Here is a 14,907-nt window from a genome sequence, read left to right as displayed (position 1 = left end):
TCAAGGTATGGCTTTTGTTGATGTGGTGTCTGCGTTTCGTTGTCTACGCGCCCTGGTCATTGGCGATGTCATGCTTGATACCTACCTGGAGGGCACCGCTACGCGCCTCTGCCAGGAGGGGCCAGTGCCAGTAGTGACTCGGCGGGCTGAGCATCGCCTGCCCGGTGGCGCTGCCAATGTGGCAGCCAATGTGCAGTCTCTGGGCGCTGAGGCGCTCTTGCTTGGGGTGGTCGGCTGCGACAGCGCTGCGTCCCTCTTGCGGACTACGCTGAGGCGTGCTCAGGTTAGTCTGGATTGGCTGCTGGCTGATCCTTCTCTGGAAACGTTGCACAAGGTACGCATTCTGGCCGATGGGCAATATGTGGTGCGCTTCGACGAGGGGGACGAGCTGCAGCTGGGACCCGTTCTTTTAGAGCGCCTGCTGACTGCGCTGGAGGCTGCCTACGCCTGTTGTGACCTGGTGATTGTCTCGGACTATCGCTATGGGGTTGTCTCGGACCAGGTGATTACGCTCCTGGCGCAGCTTCAGGCGCGCAGGCCGAAGGTGCTGCTGATCGATTCGAAAGCGCTGGGACGTTTCCGCTCGGTGCCGGCGACTGTAGTGACGCCTAATTACCTGGAGGCTCGGCTCTGCCTGGCTGAGCGTTTGCCTGTGGCGGCCCATGCTGTCCAGCGGGGCGAACCGCTCTCTGAGACAACCCTGCGTCAGCTTGGCGAAGGGCTGCTCTCCTCACTCCAGTGTTCAGCAGTGGTCATCACGCTGGCGGAGCAGGGGGCTTTCCTGCTCGATCGCCGTGGAGAAGCGTACCATCTGCCGGCCAGTGCTCTACAGTGCGCCAGCGAGGTTGGTGCGGGTGACTCTTTTGCGGCGGCCCTGGCTCTGGCTCTGGCGGCGGGGGCCTCACTGATCGAGGCGGGGGTGATTGCCTCTGAGGCCGCAGCCCTGGCAGTGGCTCAGCGCTGGACGGCCAGCGTGCGTCAACAGGAGCTACTTCAGCGCCTTGGCCTGCGCGCGGCTCTGGAGGAAGGGCACCAGGCTGCCAGCTCGCTTGCGCAAGAGATTTCCTATAGTTTAGAACGCCAGCGTTTGGCTGCCCTGCTAGAGCAGGAGCGGCGAGCGGGGCGGCGCATTGTCTTCACTAACGGCATTTTTGATCTGCTGCATGCGGGCCATGTCCACTTCCTGCGCCAGGCCAAGGCTCTTGGCGATGTACTGATCGTGGCCGTCAATAGCGATCGCAGTGTGCGGCGTCTTCGGGGAGAGGGGCGACCGATCACGACGGAGCGCGACCGGCTGGCGCTCGTTAAGGCGCTTGATATGGTCGACCATGCCCTGCTCTTCGATGAAGAGACCCCGGCTGCTCTGATTCGCTGCCTGCGTCCCCATGTCCATGTCAAAGGGGGAGACTACCGGACAGAGGAGCTGCCAGAGGCTGAGGCGGTGCGAGCTGTCGGTGGGCAGGTGGTGATCTTGCCGCTGCTGCCCGAGCGCAGCACAAGTGCTGTCATTGAGCGCATCCGTGCCAGCACCGAGGCTTGTAGCCCGGTCAGAGTGGCTGCTTCGGGTGAGGGAGGAGACCATGAGTGAGCAGCATGAGCAAGGGACTCTGGGGCTGGTTCCATCCTGGGAGGAGAGGCCCCTCTTAGGGGGCGAGGGTGTTGATGAGCGCTGGCGGCAGGCGCGGCGCCTGCTGCTAGTGCGCCTGGACAATCTGGGTGATGTACTGCTCATGACGCCGGCCATTCGGGCGCTCAAGCGGGCCTTACCGCAGGCCAGGCTGACCCTGCTGGCTAGCCCTGTTGGGGCTCAGGTTGGTCTGCTCAATCCCGATCTGGAGGCAGTGATCATCTATGAAGCCCCCTGGGTTGATCCCTGGGCTTGCCTGCCGCACGACAGTCAGCGTGAGCAGGCAATGATTCGCTGTCTCAAGGAGCGGTGCTTTGATGGGGCTATCATCTTTACCTCGTTTCGCCAGAGTGCCTTGCCAGCGGCCTATCTCTGCTATCTGGCTGACATTCCTTTACGGCTTGGGGCATCTCTCGATGGTTCCGGCTCTCTGCTAACCACGCGCCTGCGGCCAGCGCCGCGCTTGATGCACGAGGTGGAGCGAGCGCTGGAGCTAGTGGCGGCGATTGGGGTGCCGCCGGACGAGCGTGGTCTTGTGCTGCGCGTGCCCCCCGAGGCGCACTACGAGTGCGCGACTGTGGTGAGCAGTATCGGGGAGGACGCCGGGCAGACGCAGGCGCAACCGCTGATCGTGGTCCATCCGGGCTGTAGCATGCCAGCGCGGACCTACCCCTGGGAGCTGTTTGGGGCCACGGTGAGGTTGCTGGTGCGTGAGTTGGGGGCGACTGTCTGTGTGACAGGAAGCCAGCAAGAAGAGGAGCTGGTGGCGCGAGTCTGTGCTTGTGTACCGTCGCCAGAACGTCAGCGGGTGCTGCCGCTGGCCGGACGCCTCTCCTTTGCCGGTCTGTGTGCGCTGATTCAGCGCGCGGGGTTGGTTGTGACCAATAACACGGGGCCGATGCATATCGCGGCTGCCGTAGGCACCCCGGTGGTCGCCCTCTTTGCCCTCACCAATCCGCCTGAGCAGTGGGGGCCGTGGCTGGTGCCGCATCGCCTCCTCTATCGTGAAGTTGCCTGCCGTCTCTGCTATCAGCGCTGTTGTCCCAATGATCAGCTCTGCCTCCGTGGGGTGAGTCCCGCTGAGGTACTGGCGGCAGCCGCTGACTTGCTAGGTCTGGCTGCTGTGCCAGCGAGAGGAGAAGGATCGGCTGAGGTGGACGCTGGGCGGCAAGAGCGGCGGTCGGAAAGGAGAGGCGCGTGAGCAGAGGTCTGGACCTTGAGACGGTCTCGATTCGGCGTATCGCTGTTGTGCGGGCGCTCCACCTTGGCGATCTGCTGCTGGCGGTGCCGGCTTTGCGGGCTCTACGGCGGCGCTTTCCTGGAAGCGACATTACCCTGATCGGCCTCCCCTGGGCGCGGGCCTTTGTCCGGCGCTATCACCGTTATATCGATCGTCTGGCTATCTTCCCTGGCTTTCTGGGCATCCCAGAGCGGCCCTGGGAGCCGCGGCGAGCAGCAGCGGGTCTGGCGCGCCTGCGGGGGAGGGGCTATGACCTGGTTGTGCAGTTGCATGGCAGTGGCCAGGCGAGCAATCCGTTTGTGCGCGCGCTGGGGGCGCGCTTGAGTGCCGGTTATTACGATCCTGCGACGGGTGAGTCTCATGGCTTAACCCTGGCTGCCCCTTATCCCTATGATGAACATGAAATCTGGCGCAATCTCCATCTAGTGGCCCTCCTGGGAGCGGAGGCTGATGATCCTGGCCTGGAGTTCCCTTTGACAGCTCGCGATCGCGCGGAGGCAATCGCCTTGTTGAGGCCCCTGAGCAGGGTACAAGGCCCGCTGGTGGGGCTGCACGTTGGAGCAAGGGACCCGGCGCGTCGCTGGCCTGTGACCTCTTTTGCCGCCCTGGCTCAGATGCTGGTCCAGTGCTTTGGTACTCATATCATCCTGACTGGAAGTATGGACGAACAGTCAACTGTGCAAGAACTGATGCAGCATCTCCCTGCGCCAGCTCTTAATTTGGTGGGACGCACTGCCCTGGGTACGCTGGGGGCTGTCTTGCGTCAGCTGGATCTCTTCGTCAGCAACGACACTGGGGTGGCGCATCTGGCCTATGCCCTCGATGTGCCCAGCATCACGCTCTTCGGTCCGACTGATCCCCAGCGCTGGGGTCCGCTTGATCAAGGGCGCCATCTCGTCGCGCGATCGCCTGTGGCCTGCAGCCCCTCTGCTCACAGGCTCTGCTCATCATGTGATCAGTGTTGCCTGCAGCGACTGGCTCCAGAGGCGGTCTACGCTCTGGCCGCGCGCCTGCTGGAAGGAGGGTGGAGGTCCACGGCTCGCGAGCGTGCAGGAGCACTCGCGCTGCATGAAAGGAAGTATCAATCTTGGAAAGAAGATTACGCATTTTGATCTGGCACATTCATGGAAGCTACTTGAATGCGCTGGCTCGTCTTGACCATGACTGGTATCTGCCAGTGAAGCCGGGGCGTCCTCCTCGCTACACTGGGCGCGGTCCCACCTTTGATCTACCCCCCACGGTGCGAGAGGTTCCCGCGGAGCAGGTGCGTCACTTGTCTTTTGATCTGGTCATCCATCAGACACCCGAAAATTTCTTTGAAGACCAGTACGCCATTCTCTCCAGGGAGCAACGGGCTCTGCCGTGCATTTACCTGGAGCACAATACGCCGCGTCCTCATCCCTGTGATACGCGCCATCCAGTTGATGAGCCGACGGTGCTGTTGGTGCATGTGACGCACTACAATCGCCTGATGTGGGACTGTGGTCGGACGCCGACGCAGGTGATAGAGCATAGTGTGGCCATTGATCCGCGTGTGCGTTATCGGGGCGAGCTGGAGCGTGGGATGACGTTGGTCAATGGTCTGGCGCGGCGCGGACGTCTGGCCGGCTGCGATCTCTTCCTCTGGATGCGCGAGCGCCTGCCGCTGGACCTGGCCGGGATGGAGAGTGAGCAGCTCGGCGGCCTCGGCGATATTCCCTATCGGCAGCTTCACCGTCGTCTGGCGGCTTACCGTTTCCTCTTCAGCCCCATGCGTTATAGCAGCCTGCCGTTGGCCGTCATCGAGGCCATGACCATTGGTATGCCGGTCGTGGCGCTGGCAACCACAGCGCTGCCCACGGTGATCACTCATGGCGTTCACGGCTATCTTTCCTGTGATCCCGATGAATTGCTGGCAGGCATGCGCCGCTTATTGCAAGATGCTGCCCATGCGCGCAGGCTGGGGGAGCAGGCGAGACGCCTGGCGCTGACGCGCTTTGGCCTGGAGCGTTTCCGTCGCGACTGGGAGAGGGCCTTTGCGCGTGCCCTGGCCCTTCGTCAGGCTGTAGTGGGTGGGCGTGAGAGCGAGAGTGAGAGCGAGGCGCTTCAGCCAGGGAAAGGCATCTCTTTGGCTGCCGACGGGGCGGCCAGGCCAATCGCTATGCCCCAAAGGAGTGAGCAACAATGAAAGAGCGCAGAGGACGAATTGCCTTGCTCAGCGAGCATGCCAGCCCGCTGGCCTTGCTTGGTGGAGAGGATGCGGGGGGCCAGAATGTCTACGTAGCTGAACTGAGTCGTCATCTGGCGGCCTGTGGCTATGCTGTCGACGTCTTTACGCGCCGCACTGGTCTCAGCCAGCCCGAGGTTGTGAACTGGCGGGACGGCGTGCGCGTCATTCATCTGATGGCGGGTCCGCCGCTGCCGTTGGCCAAAGATGCTCTTTGGCCGCTCATGGGCGACTTCCGTGCAGCCCTACTGCGCTTTATCGCCTGTGAGGGAAGCCGCTACGACGTGCTGCATGGGAATTTCTGGATGGCGGGCCTGGTCGCGGTCGATCTGCAGCGGTGGCTCAGCGCGCCTGCTGTCCAGGTGTTCCATGCCCTGGGCACAACCAAGCGGCGGCATCAGCCGGAGCACGATACCAGCCCTACGGTGCGCATTCCTCTTGAGCGTGAAATTGTGAGACGGGCGGCGTGTCTGATTGCTCAGTGCCCTGATGAGCGGCAGGAGTTGATCGAAGACTATGGAGCTGATCCTGAGCGCATTGTCTTGATCCCTTCGGGGGTGGATATCGAGCTTTTCCGCCCGTGGCCTCAGAGCGAGGCCCGCCGGCGTCTTGGACTCCCACACGAAGAGGCGCTCATCGTCTACGTTGGGCGTCTCTTGCCCCGTAAGGATGTACGAACGGTTGTACGAGCTGTAGCGGCGCTGGTGCACGACTATGGCTATGGCAGGGAATACCCTCCTCTGCGCTTGCTTGTGGTTGGTGGCGAGACGACGGAGCCAGATCCGCAGGCTACGCCGGAGATAGGCATCTTACAGCAACTGGCCATCGAGTTGGGCGTTGCTGAATACGTTATCTTCACAGGCAGGCGTCAGCCGGCTCTACTTCCCCTCTTCTATAGTGCTGCTGATGTGGCGGTAACCACTCCCTGGTATGAGCCATTTGGGCTGACTCCCTTGGAGGCTATGGCCTGCGCCCGCCCGGTGGTCGCCTCGGCAGTCGGGGGCCTGACCTATACCGTGGCCAACGGGGAGACGGGCCTCCTGGTGCCTCCGCGCGAACCGGCGCTGCTGGCGGCACGTCTTCACGAGCTGCTTGCTGCGCCGCATCGCCGTCAGCGTATGGGAGAGGCCGCGCGCCGGCGGGTAGAGCGTCGCTTTACCTGGCGCCTGACTGCCCTGCGCACCGCTGCTCTCTACGAGACGCTGCGAGAGGCACGGCTGGGGGGAACACGAGCAGACGCTGGGTCTTCCTCTCAGCTGGCCGCGTCGTACGATACCCTATTGGCGGGGGAGGTGCAAACGCTGTGGCCCTGGTAGAGGTCCTGATTCCCACCTGCGGGCGCAAGACCGGCCTGGCGGTTGTCCTGGCCGGCTTGCTGGCCCAGGACTTCGTCGACTTTGATGTGATCATCTCTGATCAGACCGAAGCAGGGGAGGACTATCTGGAGAGTGTCGAAATTCAGACGCTGGTGCGGGCCTTGCGCTGGCGCGGACATCGGGTGACGCTCCATCGTCATCTGCCGCGCCGTGGTCTGGCGGAGCAGCGCCATTTTCTCCTGGAGCAAAGCCGCGCTCCATATGTCCACTATCTCGATGATGATGTGCTTCTGGAGCCGATGGTCCTGGGGCGCATGCTAGCCGTGCTGCGCGCCGAGGGCTGTGGTTTTGTCGGTTGTGCCGCAGCGGGCCTGCATTTCCTGGAGGATGTGCGCCCGCATCAGCAGCAGATCGAGCTATGGGAGGGGCCAGTTTTGCCCGAACCCTTTACACCGGAGACCGTGCCTTGGGAGCGCCATCTCGTCAATAACGCGGCCAATGTCTTACATCTGGAGGCGCGTCTCCTCTCGCGCGAAGCCTGGCGCAGCGCTGACCCAAGTCACTGTCTGCGCTACAAAGTGGCCTGGGTGGGGGGAGCGAATGTGCTCTACGACCGCGCCAAACTCCTGGCGGTCGGCGGCTTCTCCTGGTGGTGGCGTCTGCCGCCCGAGCACGCTGGCGAGGAGGTTCTCGCTCAGTGGCTGCTGCTCTGTCGCTACGGCGGCTGCGCTTTGTTGCCCTGTGGCACCTATCATCTCGGCCTGCCGACGACAGTGCCTGATCGACGCTGCAATGCCACTCATCTCTTTGCTGAGCTGGCTCGCCAGTATCTGGCTCCCTACGACTGGTCAGCTGCCCCTGCCTCCGATGAGGAGAGCAACAAGGAGGGACCTCAGCACCGCCGCGGCGGCCATGAGTCCAAAGGGCGGCCTTCTCCCTCTGGACGCCGTGACCGCGCTTGAGATCTTCCAACACAACAACAGACAGAGAAAGTTGAGGAGCGTCATCATGTCAGAAATGGTAAGGCAATGGCGTCAAGCGTTGCAGAAGCGGGTTGTTGCGGTCACAGGAGCTGGCAGTGGTCTGGGCGAGGCCACTGCTCGCGCCTTTGCTGCTGCTGGCTGTTATCTCGCCTGTCTCGATATCAATCTGCCGGAGCTGCAGCGTGTTGGTCGTGAGCTGGAGGAGGCCAGTACTGAGGTCCTGACCTGCCTCTGCGACGTTAGCCAGGAGGCAGCCGTGGCGGAGAGCGTGGCCGCGATCTTAGGCCGCTGGCAGCGCCTGGACATTCTGGTCAATTGCGCGGCGGTGGACCACACGTTGCCGGTAGAGGAACTGAGTGTCGGACAATGGGATCAGGTGCTCGGGGTCAATCTGCGCGGGCCTTTCTTGTTGGCACGGGCGGTTTTCCCACCCATGCGTGCCCAGGGAGGTGGTCATATCATCAATGTGGCCTCGACGGCTGCCTTGCGTGCCTGGGCCAATGCCTCCGCTTACCACGCTTCGAAGTGGGGACTGCTCGGCTTTAGCCGCGGACTCAGCGTCGAGGGGCGCCCCTATGGAATTCGCGTCACTACGATCATTCCTGGGGGAATGCGGACGCACTTTTTTGATCGCTTCCTGGCGCAGGGCCTGCCCTTGCCGCAGGAGGAGCAGCTGCAAGATCCAGCGACGGTTGCCGAGACTATTGTCTTTGCTGCCAGTCTGCCCCCCGAGTCGGCCTTGCAGGAGCTGCTGGTGACGCCCTTCAATGAGACGAGCTGGCCGTAAGGGGAGGTGACCGATGATTCGCGGTGAGAAGGTCGCGAAGGTCGAGAAGATTGCTGTGCTGCGTGCCAATGGCCTGGGCGACTTTATCTTTCTCTTACCAGCCCTGCAGGCACTGCGAGCGACCTATCCTACAGCCGAGCTGGTGCTGTTGGGCAAGACCTGGCATGCCACCTTTCTGGAGGGGCGTGGCCTTGTTGACCGCGTGGTGGTGGTACCGCCCTATGGGGGAGTAGGCGAGCCAGAAGGAGTGGAACCGGATACTGCCCAGGTCGAGCGCTTCTTTGCCGCTATGCGCCGCGAGCGCTTCGATCTAGCCCTCCAGCTTCATGGGGGCGGACGCTATTCCAATCCGTTTGTGGCCCGCCTGGGCAGCCGCCTCACCGTTGGCCTGCGTGCCCCCGAGGCAGCTCCCCTGGATTGCTGGCTGCCCTATGTCTACCTGCAGCCTGAAATTGTGCGCTATCTGGAGGTGGTGGCCCTCGTGGGAGCAACGACCACAACGCTGGAGCCACATCTGCCGCTCATAGCGGCTGATGTCCGGGAGCTGAGACGGTTGCCTGGTCTCTCCTGGCCGCTTGCCAGGCTGGTGGTCTTGCATCCGGGCGCCAGTGATCCGCGGCGCCGCTGGCCACCGGCAGCCTTTGCCTGGGTGGGGGAGAGGCTGGCGGCGGCAGGGGCTCAGCTGGCCCTGATTGGTACGGAGGCCGAGCGGGCGCTCGTAGAGGCGGTGAAAACTGCTATGCGGTCCCCCGTCCTCGATCTCTGTGGGCGCCTCTCGCTCGGTGAGCTAGCGGCCCTCTTGCATGCGGCTCGCCTGGTAGTCGGTAACGACTCTGGTCCTCTGCATCTGGCTGAGGCCGTAGGTACGGCCACTGTTGGCATCTATTGGGCCTTCAATGCGCTGACTGCTGGCCCTTTGACTCGTGCTCGGCATCGCTTGCTGGTGGCCTGGCAATTCCGCTGTCCAGTCTGTGACCTTGATTGTCTGACGGCCTCCTGTCCTCATAGCGACTCGTTTGTGTCGTCTATCAGGCCCGAAGAGGTGCTGGCGGAGGCGCTGGCGCTCTTTACATCTGAGGAAGGGCGGGAGCTACGCCGTCAGGAGCAGGATACAGCCCTGTGGCAGGCTGGCTGATGAGGAAGGGATGGAAGAGGCGCCGGGCAAGGCAGGCGCTGGCTCCTGCTCGGTTCAGACGACACGCGAACAGGGGTTGACTCGTGCCGAAGGCAGAAAGAACTGCCAACGCTCAGACGGAGGTTGGGTCTCCCAAAAGGAGAGGCCTCAAGCAGCATGCCGCTGGCCCATCGGGGCAGTGAGGGCGCTCTGGCAGGCTGCTGTCCACTTGCTCATCATCTGTCGTTGATCTGCCCAGCAGACCTGAACTATGGTGAGGCCGTGGAAAAGACAAATGCAAGGCAGAAGAGCCTGCCCCTTGCAGCGGCAGGCCCTTCTCAAGGCAAGGGAGGAGCTACAAGGGGAATGTCCGCCATGCTTGCACGCCTGCGCATGCCCCGGCCTCACTGGAGGCAGACAGCAGCCGTCGCCGCTCTGTTGCTCTGCCTGCTCATTTCGACGCTTGTGCTGCTCAATCCACTCGGTGCAAGCCATGTGGCAGCTGCTGGCAGCGCTCAAGTCACGGTCAATGCGAACCAGTCGCTGGGAACGTTGACCGCGCTCAGTCGAGGCTTGAACACGGCTGTCTGGGATAGCAATCTGCGGGATAGCGCAGCCAGCACCGATATCAAGAACGCTGGCCTGGGCATGCTCCGCTTTCCGGGCGGCTCAACGTCCGATGTCTACCATTGGCAGACGCATTCTCTGGTCTCCGGCCAGGGCTGGCTCGACCCCAACAATACCTTTGATGCCTTTATGGGCCTGGTACAGGCCGTTGGGGCGCAGCCGATCATTACCGTCGATTATGGCGCTGGTACGCCTGCTGAGGCCGCTGGCTGGGTTCAGTATGCCAATAAGGGGGGACCGGGCTACAGCGGCCCCGTGCCGACCTATTCGGGGGCCAGCAGTACTGGCCATACCTATGGTATTAAGTACTGGGAGATCGGCAACGAAGTCTATGGCGATGGCACCTATGGGGCTAGCTGGGAGTATAACAATAACCCTCATACCTCGGCAGCCTATGCCAACAATGTTGTCACCTATAGCCAGGCCATGAAGGCCGTCGACCCAACAATCAAGGTTGGCGCTGTGCTGACGACGCCGGGCAACTGGCCCGATGGCGTCACTAATTCCGCTTCGCCTCAGCCCTGGAACCAGACCGTTCTGTCAACGGCCTGCTCGGCTATCGATTTCGTCATCATTCACTGGTACCCGCAGAATCCGGGCAATGAGTCGGACTCGGGCCTGCTGGCCTCGACCAGTCAGATCTCAAGCATGGTCTCGACGCTGCGCTCGGAGCTGTCGCAGTATTGTGGCTCCCATGCCAGTGCCGTTCAGATTCTGCTGACCGAGACTAATTCGGTCTCTTCTAATCCCGGTAAGCAGACCGTCAGCATCGTCAACGCGCTCTACGAGGACGATGATTACATGACCTGGCTGGAGAATGGGGTGACCAGCGTCGATTGGTGGACGCTGCATAACGGTCCTGTAGCCGGCAATACGAGCTCGTCGCTCTACGGCTCAGCACAGTACGGCGACTATGGGGTCCTGGCCAATGGCGCCTGTATCAGCGGGGGACCGTGTGAGCCGGCTGCCGATACGCCTTTCCCGGCTTACTATGGCCTGCAGATGCTCTCGTACCTGGGCAATGCCGGCGATACGATGGTCTCCTCTTCGTCTAATCAGGCGCTGGTGGCCGCGCATGCGGTGCGCCAGGCCAATGGTAACCTGGCAGTACTGCTGATCAACAAGGACCCGAGCAATAGCTACACGGTAACGTTCTCGCTCAATGGCTACAATGCCGCCAGCAGCGCGCGCGTCTACTCCTACGGTCCTGCGAGCAGCTCCATTAGCTCGACGAGCGCCTCGGGCTCGCCTTTGCCCACTATATCGATCGCTCCCTATACGTTGACGACGGTCGTCTTCACACCGGGCAGCGCAGCCACGCCCACGCCCGCGCCAACGGCAACCGCTACGCCCAGCCCGACGCCAAGACCGACTGTGACGCCAACGGTGGCCCCAACGCCGACGGCAACCACGGCGCCGGCCACACCAACGCCTACGCCGACAGCCGCGGCGGGCCTGAGCTGCTCCATCCACTATGCTGTCACCAGCCAGTGGCCGGGCGGCTTTACGGCCAGCCTGACAATTACCAATACGGGCAATACGGCTATCAATGGCTGGACACTTCAGTTTGCTTTCCCAAGCGGTCAGACAATTACTCAGCTCTGGAACGGCTCCTATACCCAGTCGGGGAGCACAGTAACTATCACCAATCTGGCATATAATGCCGCTATTCCGCCGGGGACCACGCTCGGCTCCGCGCCCGGTTTCAATGGAACCTGGAACGGCAGTAATGCCAGTCCAACAGCCTTCACCTTGAACGGGCGGACCTGCAGCGTCGTTTAGCGGCCAGGACGCCGGCTTCTACCTGCCTCTAGCTGGACCGCTCTCGTTGGGCTGTCTCGGAGCCGGCAGCGGCCTCGCTACCGCTGCCCTCCGGGGCAGCTTTTGCGCCTTTAATGGTTTTGGATGAAATGCAGCCGTGACGCTGGATGGGTGCCTTTACCCTGGTGGGTCCTATTGCTATGTGCTATAATTAGAACACCTGCTGTAAATACGTAGATGAGATGGTCCGATGTTGAACTTCTCTTTCCCTTGGGCTGAGTTCGCCGTCCTGACCGGAGCGGCACTCGTCAGTGTTGCCTGTCTCACTCCCTATCTGCTCGAACTGAATAGTCAGGCTTTCAAACAGGCACAGGAGCGCCTGCGGCGTCCCTTGTGGGTGCTGCTGTTGCTGCAGTGGTTGCAAAGTGGTGTGCTGCTGGTGGTAGCGGTGGGCCTGGGTCTGCCTATTGCCCATCGTATTGGCCTGGGTGCTCCCTTGCTGGAGGGGCTGCTGGCAGGTAAGGCGGTGACGGCGCAAGCGCAGGCGCTTGTTGGGCCGGCCCTGCTGTTGGGCCTGGGACCCGCCGCGCTGCTGCTTGTCCTGGAGATCGTGGTTTTCTGGCCTCGGCTACCGGAGGCCATGCGCACGGCCTTGCCGATCCCTGCTCTCTGGAAGCGTTTCCTGGCCTGCTTTTACGGTGGCATTGCTGAAGAGCTGCTGTGTCGTCTCTTCCTGCTCTCCTTATTCGCCTGGCTGCTCGGCTTTGTCTGGCGCCTGCCAGGAGGTCAGCCAGCGCCTGGTGCCTTCTGGTTGGCCGCGGTCGTGGCGGCTCTGCTTTTTGGTCTAGGCCATCTGCCGACCACAGCGGCGCTGACCAGGCTGACCCCCCTCTTGATCGGGCGGGCTCTTCTCCTGAACGGCGTGGTCGGCATCGCCTTCGGCTACCTCTTCTGGCGCTATGGTCTGGAGACGGCCATGCTGGGCCACTTTTGCGCCGATCTCGTCTTCCATATCCTTGGGGATTCCATCGCGAAGAGGCTGCGCTCGGCGCAGGCGGGGGAGCCACCAGTCGATCGCGCGTTGTCCTAACCCTTGTAGTCTCAGTCACATCTGTTCTCTGTACTACACACAGTGCCTGGCCATAAGGAAGTCAGTTCTTATCGCACGAAGAAGGTGGAAAAAACTGCTGCTCCTTCGTTCTCTCAAGAGGATAGGTAGACATCCCCCGTAGTGCTCGCGAGCGTAGTTTGCTGCAGCAAAGAGCCAACCTTGCTGCCTTCAGGAGAGAAGGTCAGGTGATCCTCGGTGTTGCCATCTCCCCAGAAGAAGACGCGGTCACTCCTCTCGGTTCCACTTGAAGTGGAGCAGGTAGCCCAGAGCGCCGATTTGGGCCTGCCCAAGAAGCACTACCGACCGTCGGTTCTCACTTGGTTTGGAAGTTTCCTGAGTATAGCAGGATGGTTACTATGGCTGCTTTTATCATATTTTGTTGTTATATTACTTATAAGACACGATGATATACTTGAATTGCTTCGCGAGTACTTTTTCATCGTGCTACTGGCAGCAGGTGCGTTGCTGATACCAGCCTTACTGCTCTCCCCACTGGTCTTACTCGTGCATGAGGTCACCTCCTCATGGGGGTTCTATGTGTACGATAGGGGATTGGTCTACAAAAGGGGCCGACGTGCGACTGCCTGGCGCTGGGAACAGATTACGGCCCTCTGGCTGGAAGTAAGAGAAAAGATGCGTATGATCGCTGTTGGTGATTGTCTTGTCGATTACACTGAAACCAAGCGTTTATATAAACTGGAGTTTCAAGATGGTAAAAAGATCATTTTTGACCTGTATTTGGTCAAAATGCAGGAGCTACTCGATCTCCTGGACGAGCAGATTAGAAACCATCTCCTCCCCCGGGTCATTGCGGCCTTCGAGCGGGGCGACACAGTGACCTTTGGCGATTTGCGTCTCAACCGGGAGGAAGTGGGCTGGAAAGATAAAAGTCTCTTTTGGTTCGAGATTCGTGCCTTCACGCTTCGGGATACCTCTCTGATCATAGAAAAGATAGACAAGAAGAGGGTCTATTGGGATCTAGTCGCTATGCCCAATATCAGCCTGTTCCAGGGCCTCAAAGATTACATCTTCCAGCGCTATCAGGGCATCACTGAGCTGAAGAGTTGAGCGAAAGGAGGGGTTTCCGGGCCAGCCGGGCCTCCCGCTCTCCGGGGTGATTTCAGCGCCCTTGCCCTGGTCTGGCTGGCCCGGAGTCAGGACCAGTCGCTGCTAGCGAGAGTGCGAATCTGTCTTTCCGTCAGCCAGCCCAATTTCTCGGGATTGACCACGCCGTAGATCCGTCTGATGCGCTCCCCTTGCGGCTCCAGCTCCAGCATGACCAGTCCTACCGCTTTCCCCTGTGCCAGGCCGATGATGGCCGGCTGGCCGTTGACCTCGGCGAGCTGCGGCTGCAGATCCGGCGGGAACCACTTGCGCAGTGCGCCGAGCATGCCGCGTGCCACGCGCTTCGCTCCCTGGATTGGCTTCAGGGCGGCCTTGACCTTGCCGCCGCCGTCGGCAACGAAAATGGCCTCGTCGGTCAGCAAGCCAAGCAATCCCTCGACATCCCCCTCGGCGGTTGCTTGTAGGAAACGGGCCGTGAGCTGCTCCTGTTGGGCACGTGGGACGCTGAAGCGTCGCTCATGCTGACCCAGGCGCTGGTGGGCGCGGTGGAGGAGCTGTCGACAGGTTGCCGGATTCGTCCCGAGGATGGTTGCGATCTCCGGGTATTGATAGTCAAAGACCTCGCGCAGCAAGAGGACTGCCCGTTCGCGGGGGCTGAGCTTTTCTAGCATGAGGAGGTAGGCGAAGGAGAGCGATTCCGCCAGCTCTGCTGTGGCCACCAGCTCAGGATGCTCGCCTGTGGCCAGGGGCTCGGGCAGCCACGGGCCGACATAGACCTCGCGCTGCGCTCGGGCGGAGCGCAGCTGATCGATGCACAGCCGCACAATGATCGTGGTCAGGTAGGCACGTGGCGACTGCACTGCCTGCTCGTCGGCCTGCAGCCAGCGTAGAAAGGCTTCCTGTACCATATCCTCGGCTGCGCTGGCCTCGCCTAGCATGCGGTAGGCGATGGAGAAGAGCAGGAAGCGGTACTCTTCAAAGATGCGGGCTGTCTCTTCGCTTGTGTTTGTCATTTGCCTGCGACTTGATCTGCGGGCCCGGGCTGGAAGCTCTCAGCGGCTGCTTCCCTG

Annotated in this window: 12 protein-coding genes; 11 read left to right on the top strand and 1 reads right to left on the bottom strand. The window is 61.6% G+C overall.

Annotation, left to right across the window (positions count from 1 at the left end; all coding sequences use genetic code 11):
• Positions 1-7 precede the first annotated feature (7 nt).
• The 11 genes from rfaE2 to BGC09_RS11245 all read left to right on the top strand — a co-directional run bounded on the left by rfaE2 (position 8) and on the right by BGC09_RS11245 (position 13,840).
• Entirely contained in the window at positions 8-1,588 is a 1,581-nt protein-coding gene (gene rfaE2 / locus BGC09_RS11295) for a D-glycero-beta-D-manno-heptose 1-phosphate adenylyltransferase (protein ID WP_069804105.1), read from the top strand.
• A complete protein-coding gene (locus tag BGC09_RS11290) occupies positions 1,581-2,828 on the top strand; it encodes a glycosyltransferase family 9 protein (RefSeq protein WP_084658454.1) in 1,248 nt (415 codons plus the stop codon). The genes rfaE2 and BGC09_RS11290 overlap by 8 nt, the downstream gene beginning before the upstream one ends.
• Entirely contained in the window at positions 2,825-3,979 is a 1,155-nt protein-coding gene (locus tag BGC09_RS11285) for a glycosyltransferase family 9 protein (protein WP_069804104.1), read from the top strand. The genes BGC09_RS11290 and BGC09_RS11285 overlap by 4 nt, the downstream gene beginning before the upstream one ends.
• Positions 3,955-5,034: a glycosyltransferase family 4 protein gene (locus tag BGC09_RS11280; protein WP_084658451.1), complete on the top strand. Its 1,080-nt coding sequence runs from the start codon at positions 3,955-3,957 to the stop codon at positions 5,032-5,034. Before BGC09_RS11285 ends, BGC09_RS11280 begins: the two co-directional genes overlap by 25 nt.
• Positions 5,031-6,389 carry a glycosyltransferase gene (locus BGC09_RS11275; RefSeq protein WP_069804103.1) on the top strand — a complete coding sequence of 453 codons (1,359 nt, stop codon included), beginning with the start codon at positions 5,031-5,033 and terminating at the stop codon, positions 6,387-6,389. The genes BGC09_RS11280 and BGC09_RS11275 overlap by 4 nt, the downstream gene beginning before the upstream one ends.
• The gene (locus BGC09_RS11270) at positions 6,377-7,351 is read left to right on the top strand and encodes a glycosyltransferase family 2 protein (RefSeq protein ID WP_084658448.1); all 975 of its coding nucleotides are present in this window, start codon (positions 6,377-6,379) and stop codon (positions 7,349-7,351) included. Before BGC09_RS11275 ends, BGC09_RS11270 begins: the two co-directional genes overlap by 13 nt.
• A 46-nt stretch (positions 7,352-7,397) precedes the next feature.
• Positions 7,398-8,159 carry an SDR family oxidoreductase gene (locus tag BGC09_RS11265; RefSeq protein ID WP_218104023.1) on the top strand — a complete coding sequence of 254 codons (762 nt, stop codon included), beginning with the start codon at positions 7,398-7,400 and terminating at the stop codon, positions 8,157-8,159.
• 13 nt (positions 8,160-8,172) lie between these two features.
• The gene (locus BGC09_RS11260; protein ID WP_069804102.1) at positions 8,173-9,294 is read left to right on the top strand and encodes a glycosyltransferase family 9 protein; all 1,122 of its coding nucleotides are present in this window, start codon (positions 8,173-8,175) and stop codon (positions 9,292-9,294) included.
• 345 nt (positions 9,295-9,639) lie between these two features.
• Positions 9,640-11,682, top strand: coding sequence for a cellulose binding domain-containing protein (locus BGC09_RS11255; RefSeq protein WP_084658445.1), 2,043 nt, complete (start codon positions 9,640-9,642; stop codon positions 11,680-11,682).
• 229 nt (positions 11,683-11,911) lie between these two features.
• On the top strand, positions 11,912-12,751 hold the full coding sequence (locus BGC09_RS11250; RefSeq protein WP_069804101.1) for a CPBP family glutamic-type intramembrane protease: 840 nt from the start codon (positions 11,912-11,914) through the stop codon (positions 12,749-12,751).
• A 216-nt stretch (positions 12,752-12,967) separates the two neighbouring features.
• Positions 12,968-13,840, top strand: a complete 873-nt coding sequence (locus tag BGC09_RS11245) for a DUF6585 family protein (RefSeq protein ID WP_069804100.1) — start codon at positions 12,968-12,970, stop codon at positions 13,838-13,840.
• An 86-nt stretch (positions 13,841-13,926) separates the two neighbouring features.
• On the opposite strand, the gene BGC09_RS11240 is transcribed toward BGC09_RS11245, so the two are convergent.
• The gene (locus BGC09_RS11240; RefSeq protein WP_069804099.1) at positions 13,927-14,850 is read right to left on the bottom strand and encodes an RNA polymerase sigma-70 factor; all 924 of its coding nucleotides are present in this window, start codon (positions 14,848-14,850) and stop codon (positions 13,927-13,929) included.
• Positions 14,851-14,907 lie beyond the last annotated feature (57 nt).

The organism is Thermogemmatispora onikobensis (assembly GCF_001748285.1).
GTDB classification, from domain to species: domain Bacteria; phylum Chloroflexota; class Ktedonobacteria; order Ktedonobacterales; family Ktedonobacteraceae; genus Thermogemmatispora; species Thermogemmatispora onikobensis.
The sequence above is the reverse complement of the archived record's forward strand: the minus strand, read 5'-3'. Positions and strand labels throughout refer to the sequence as shown.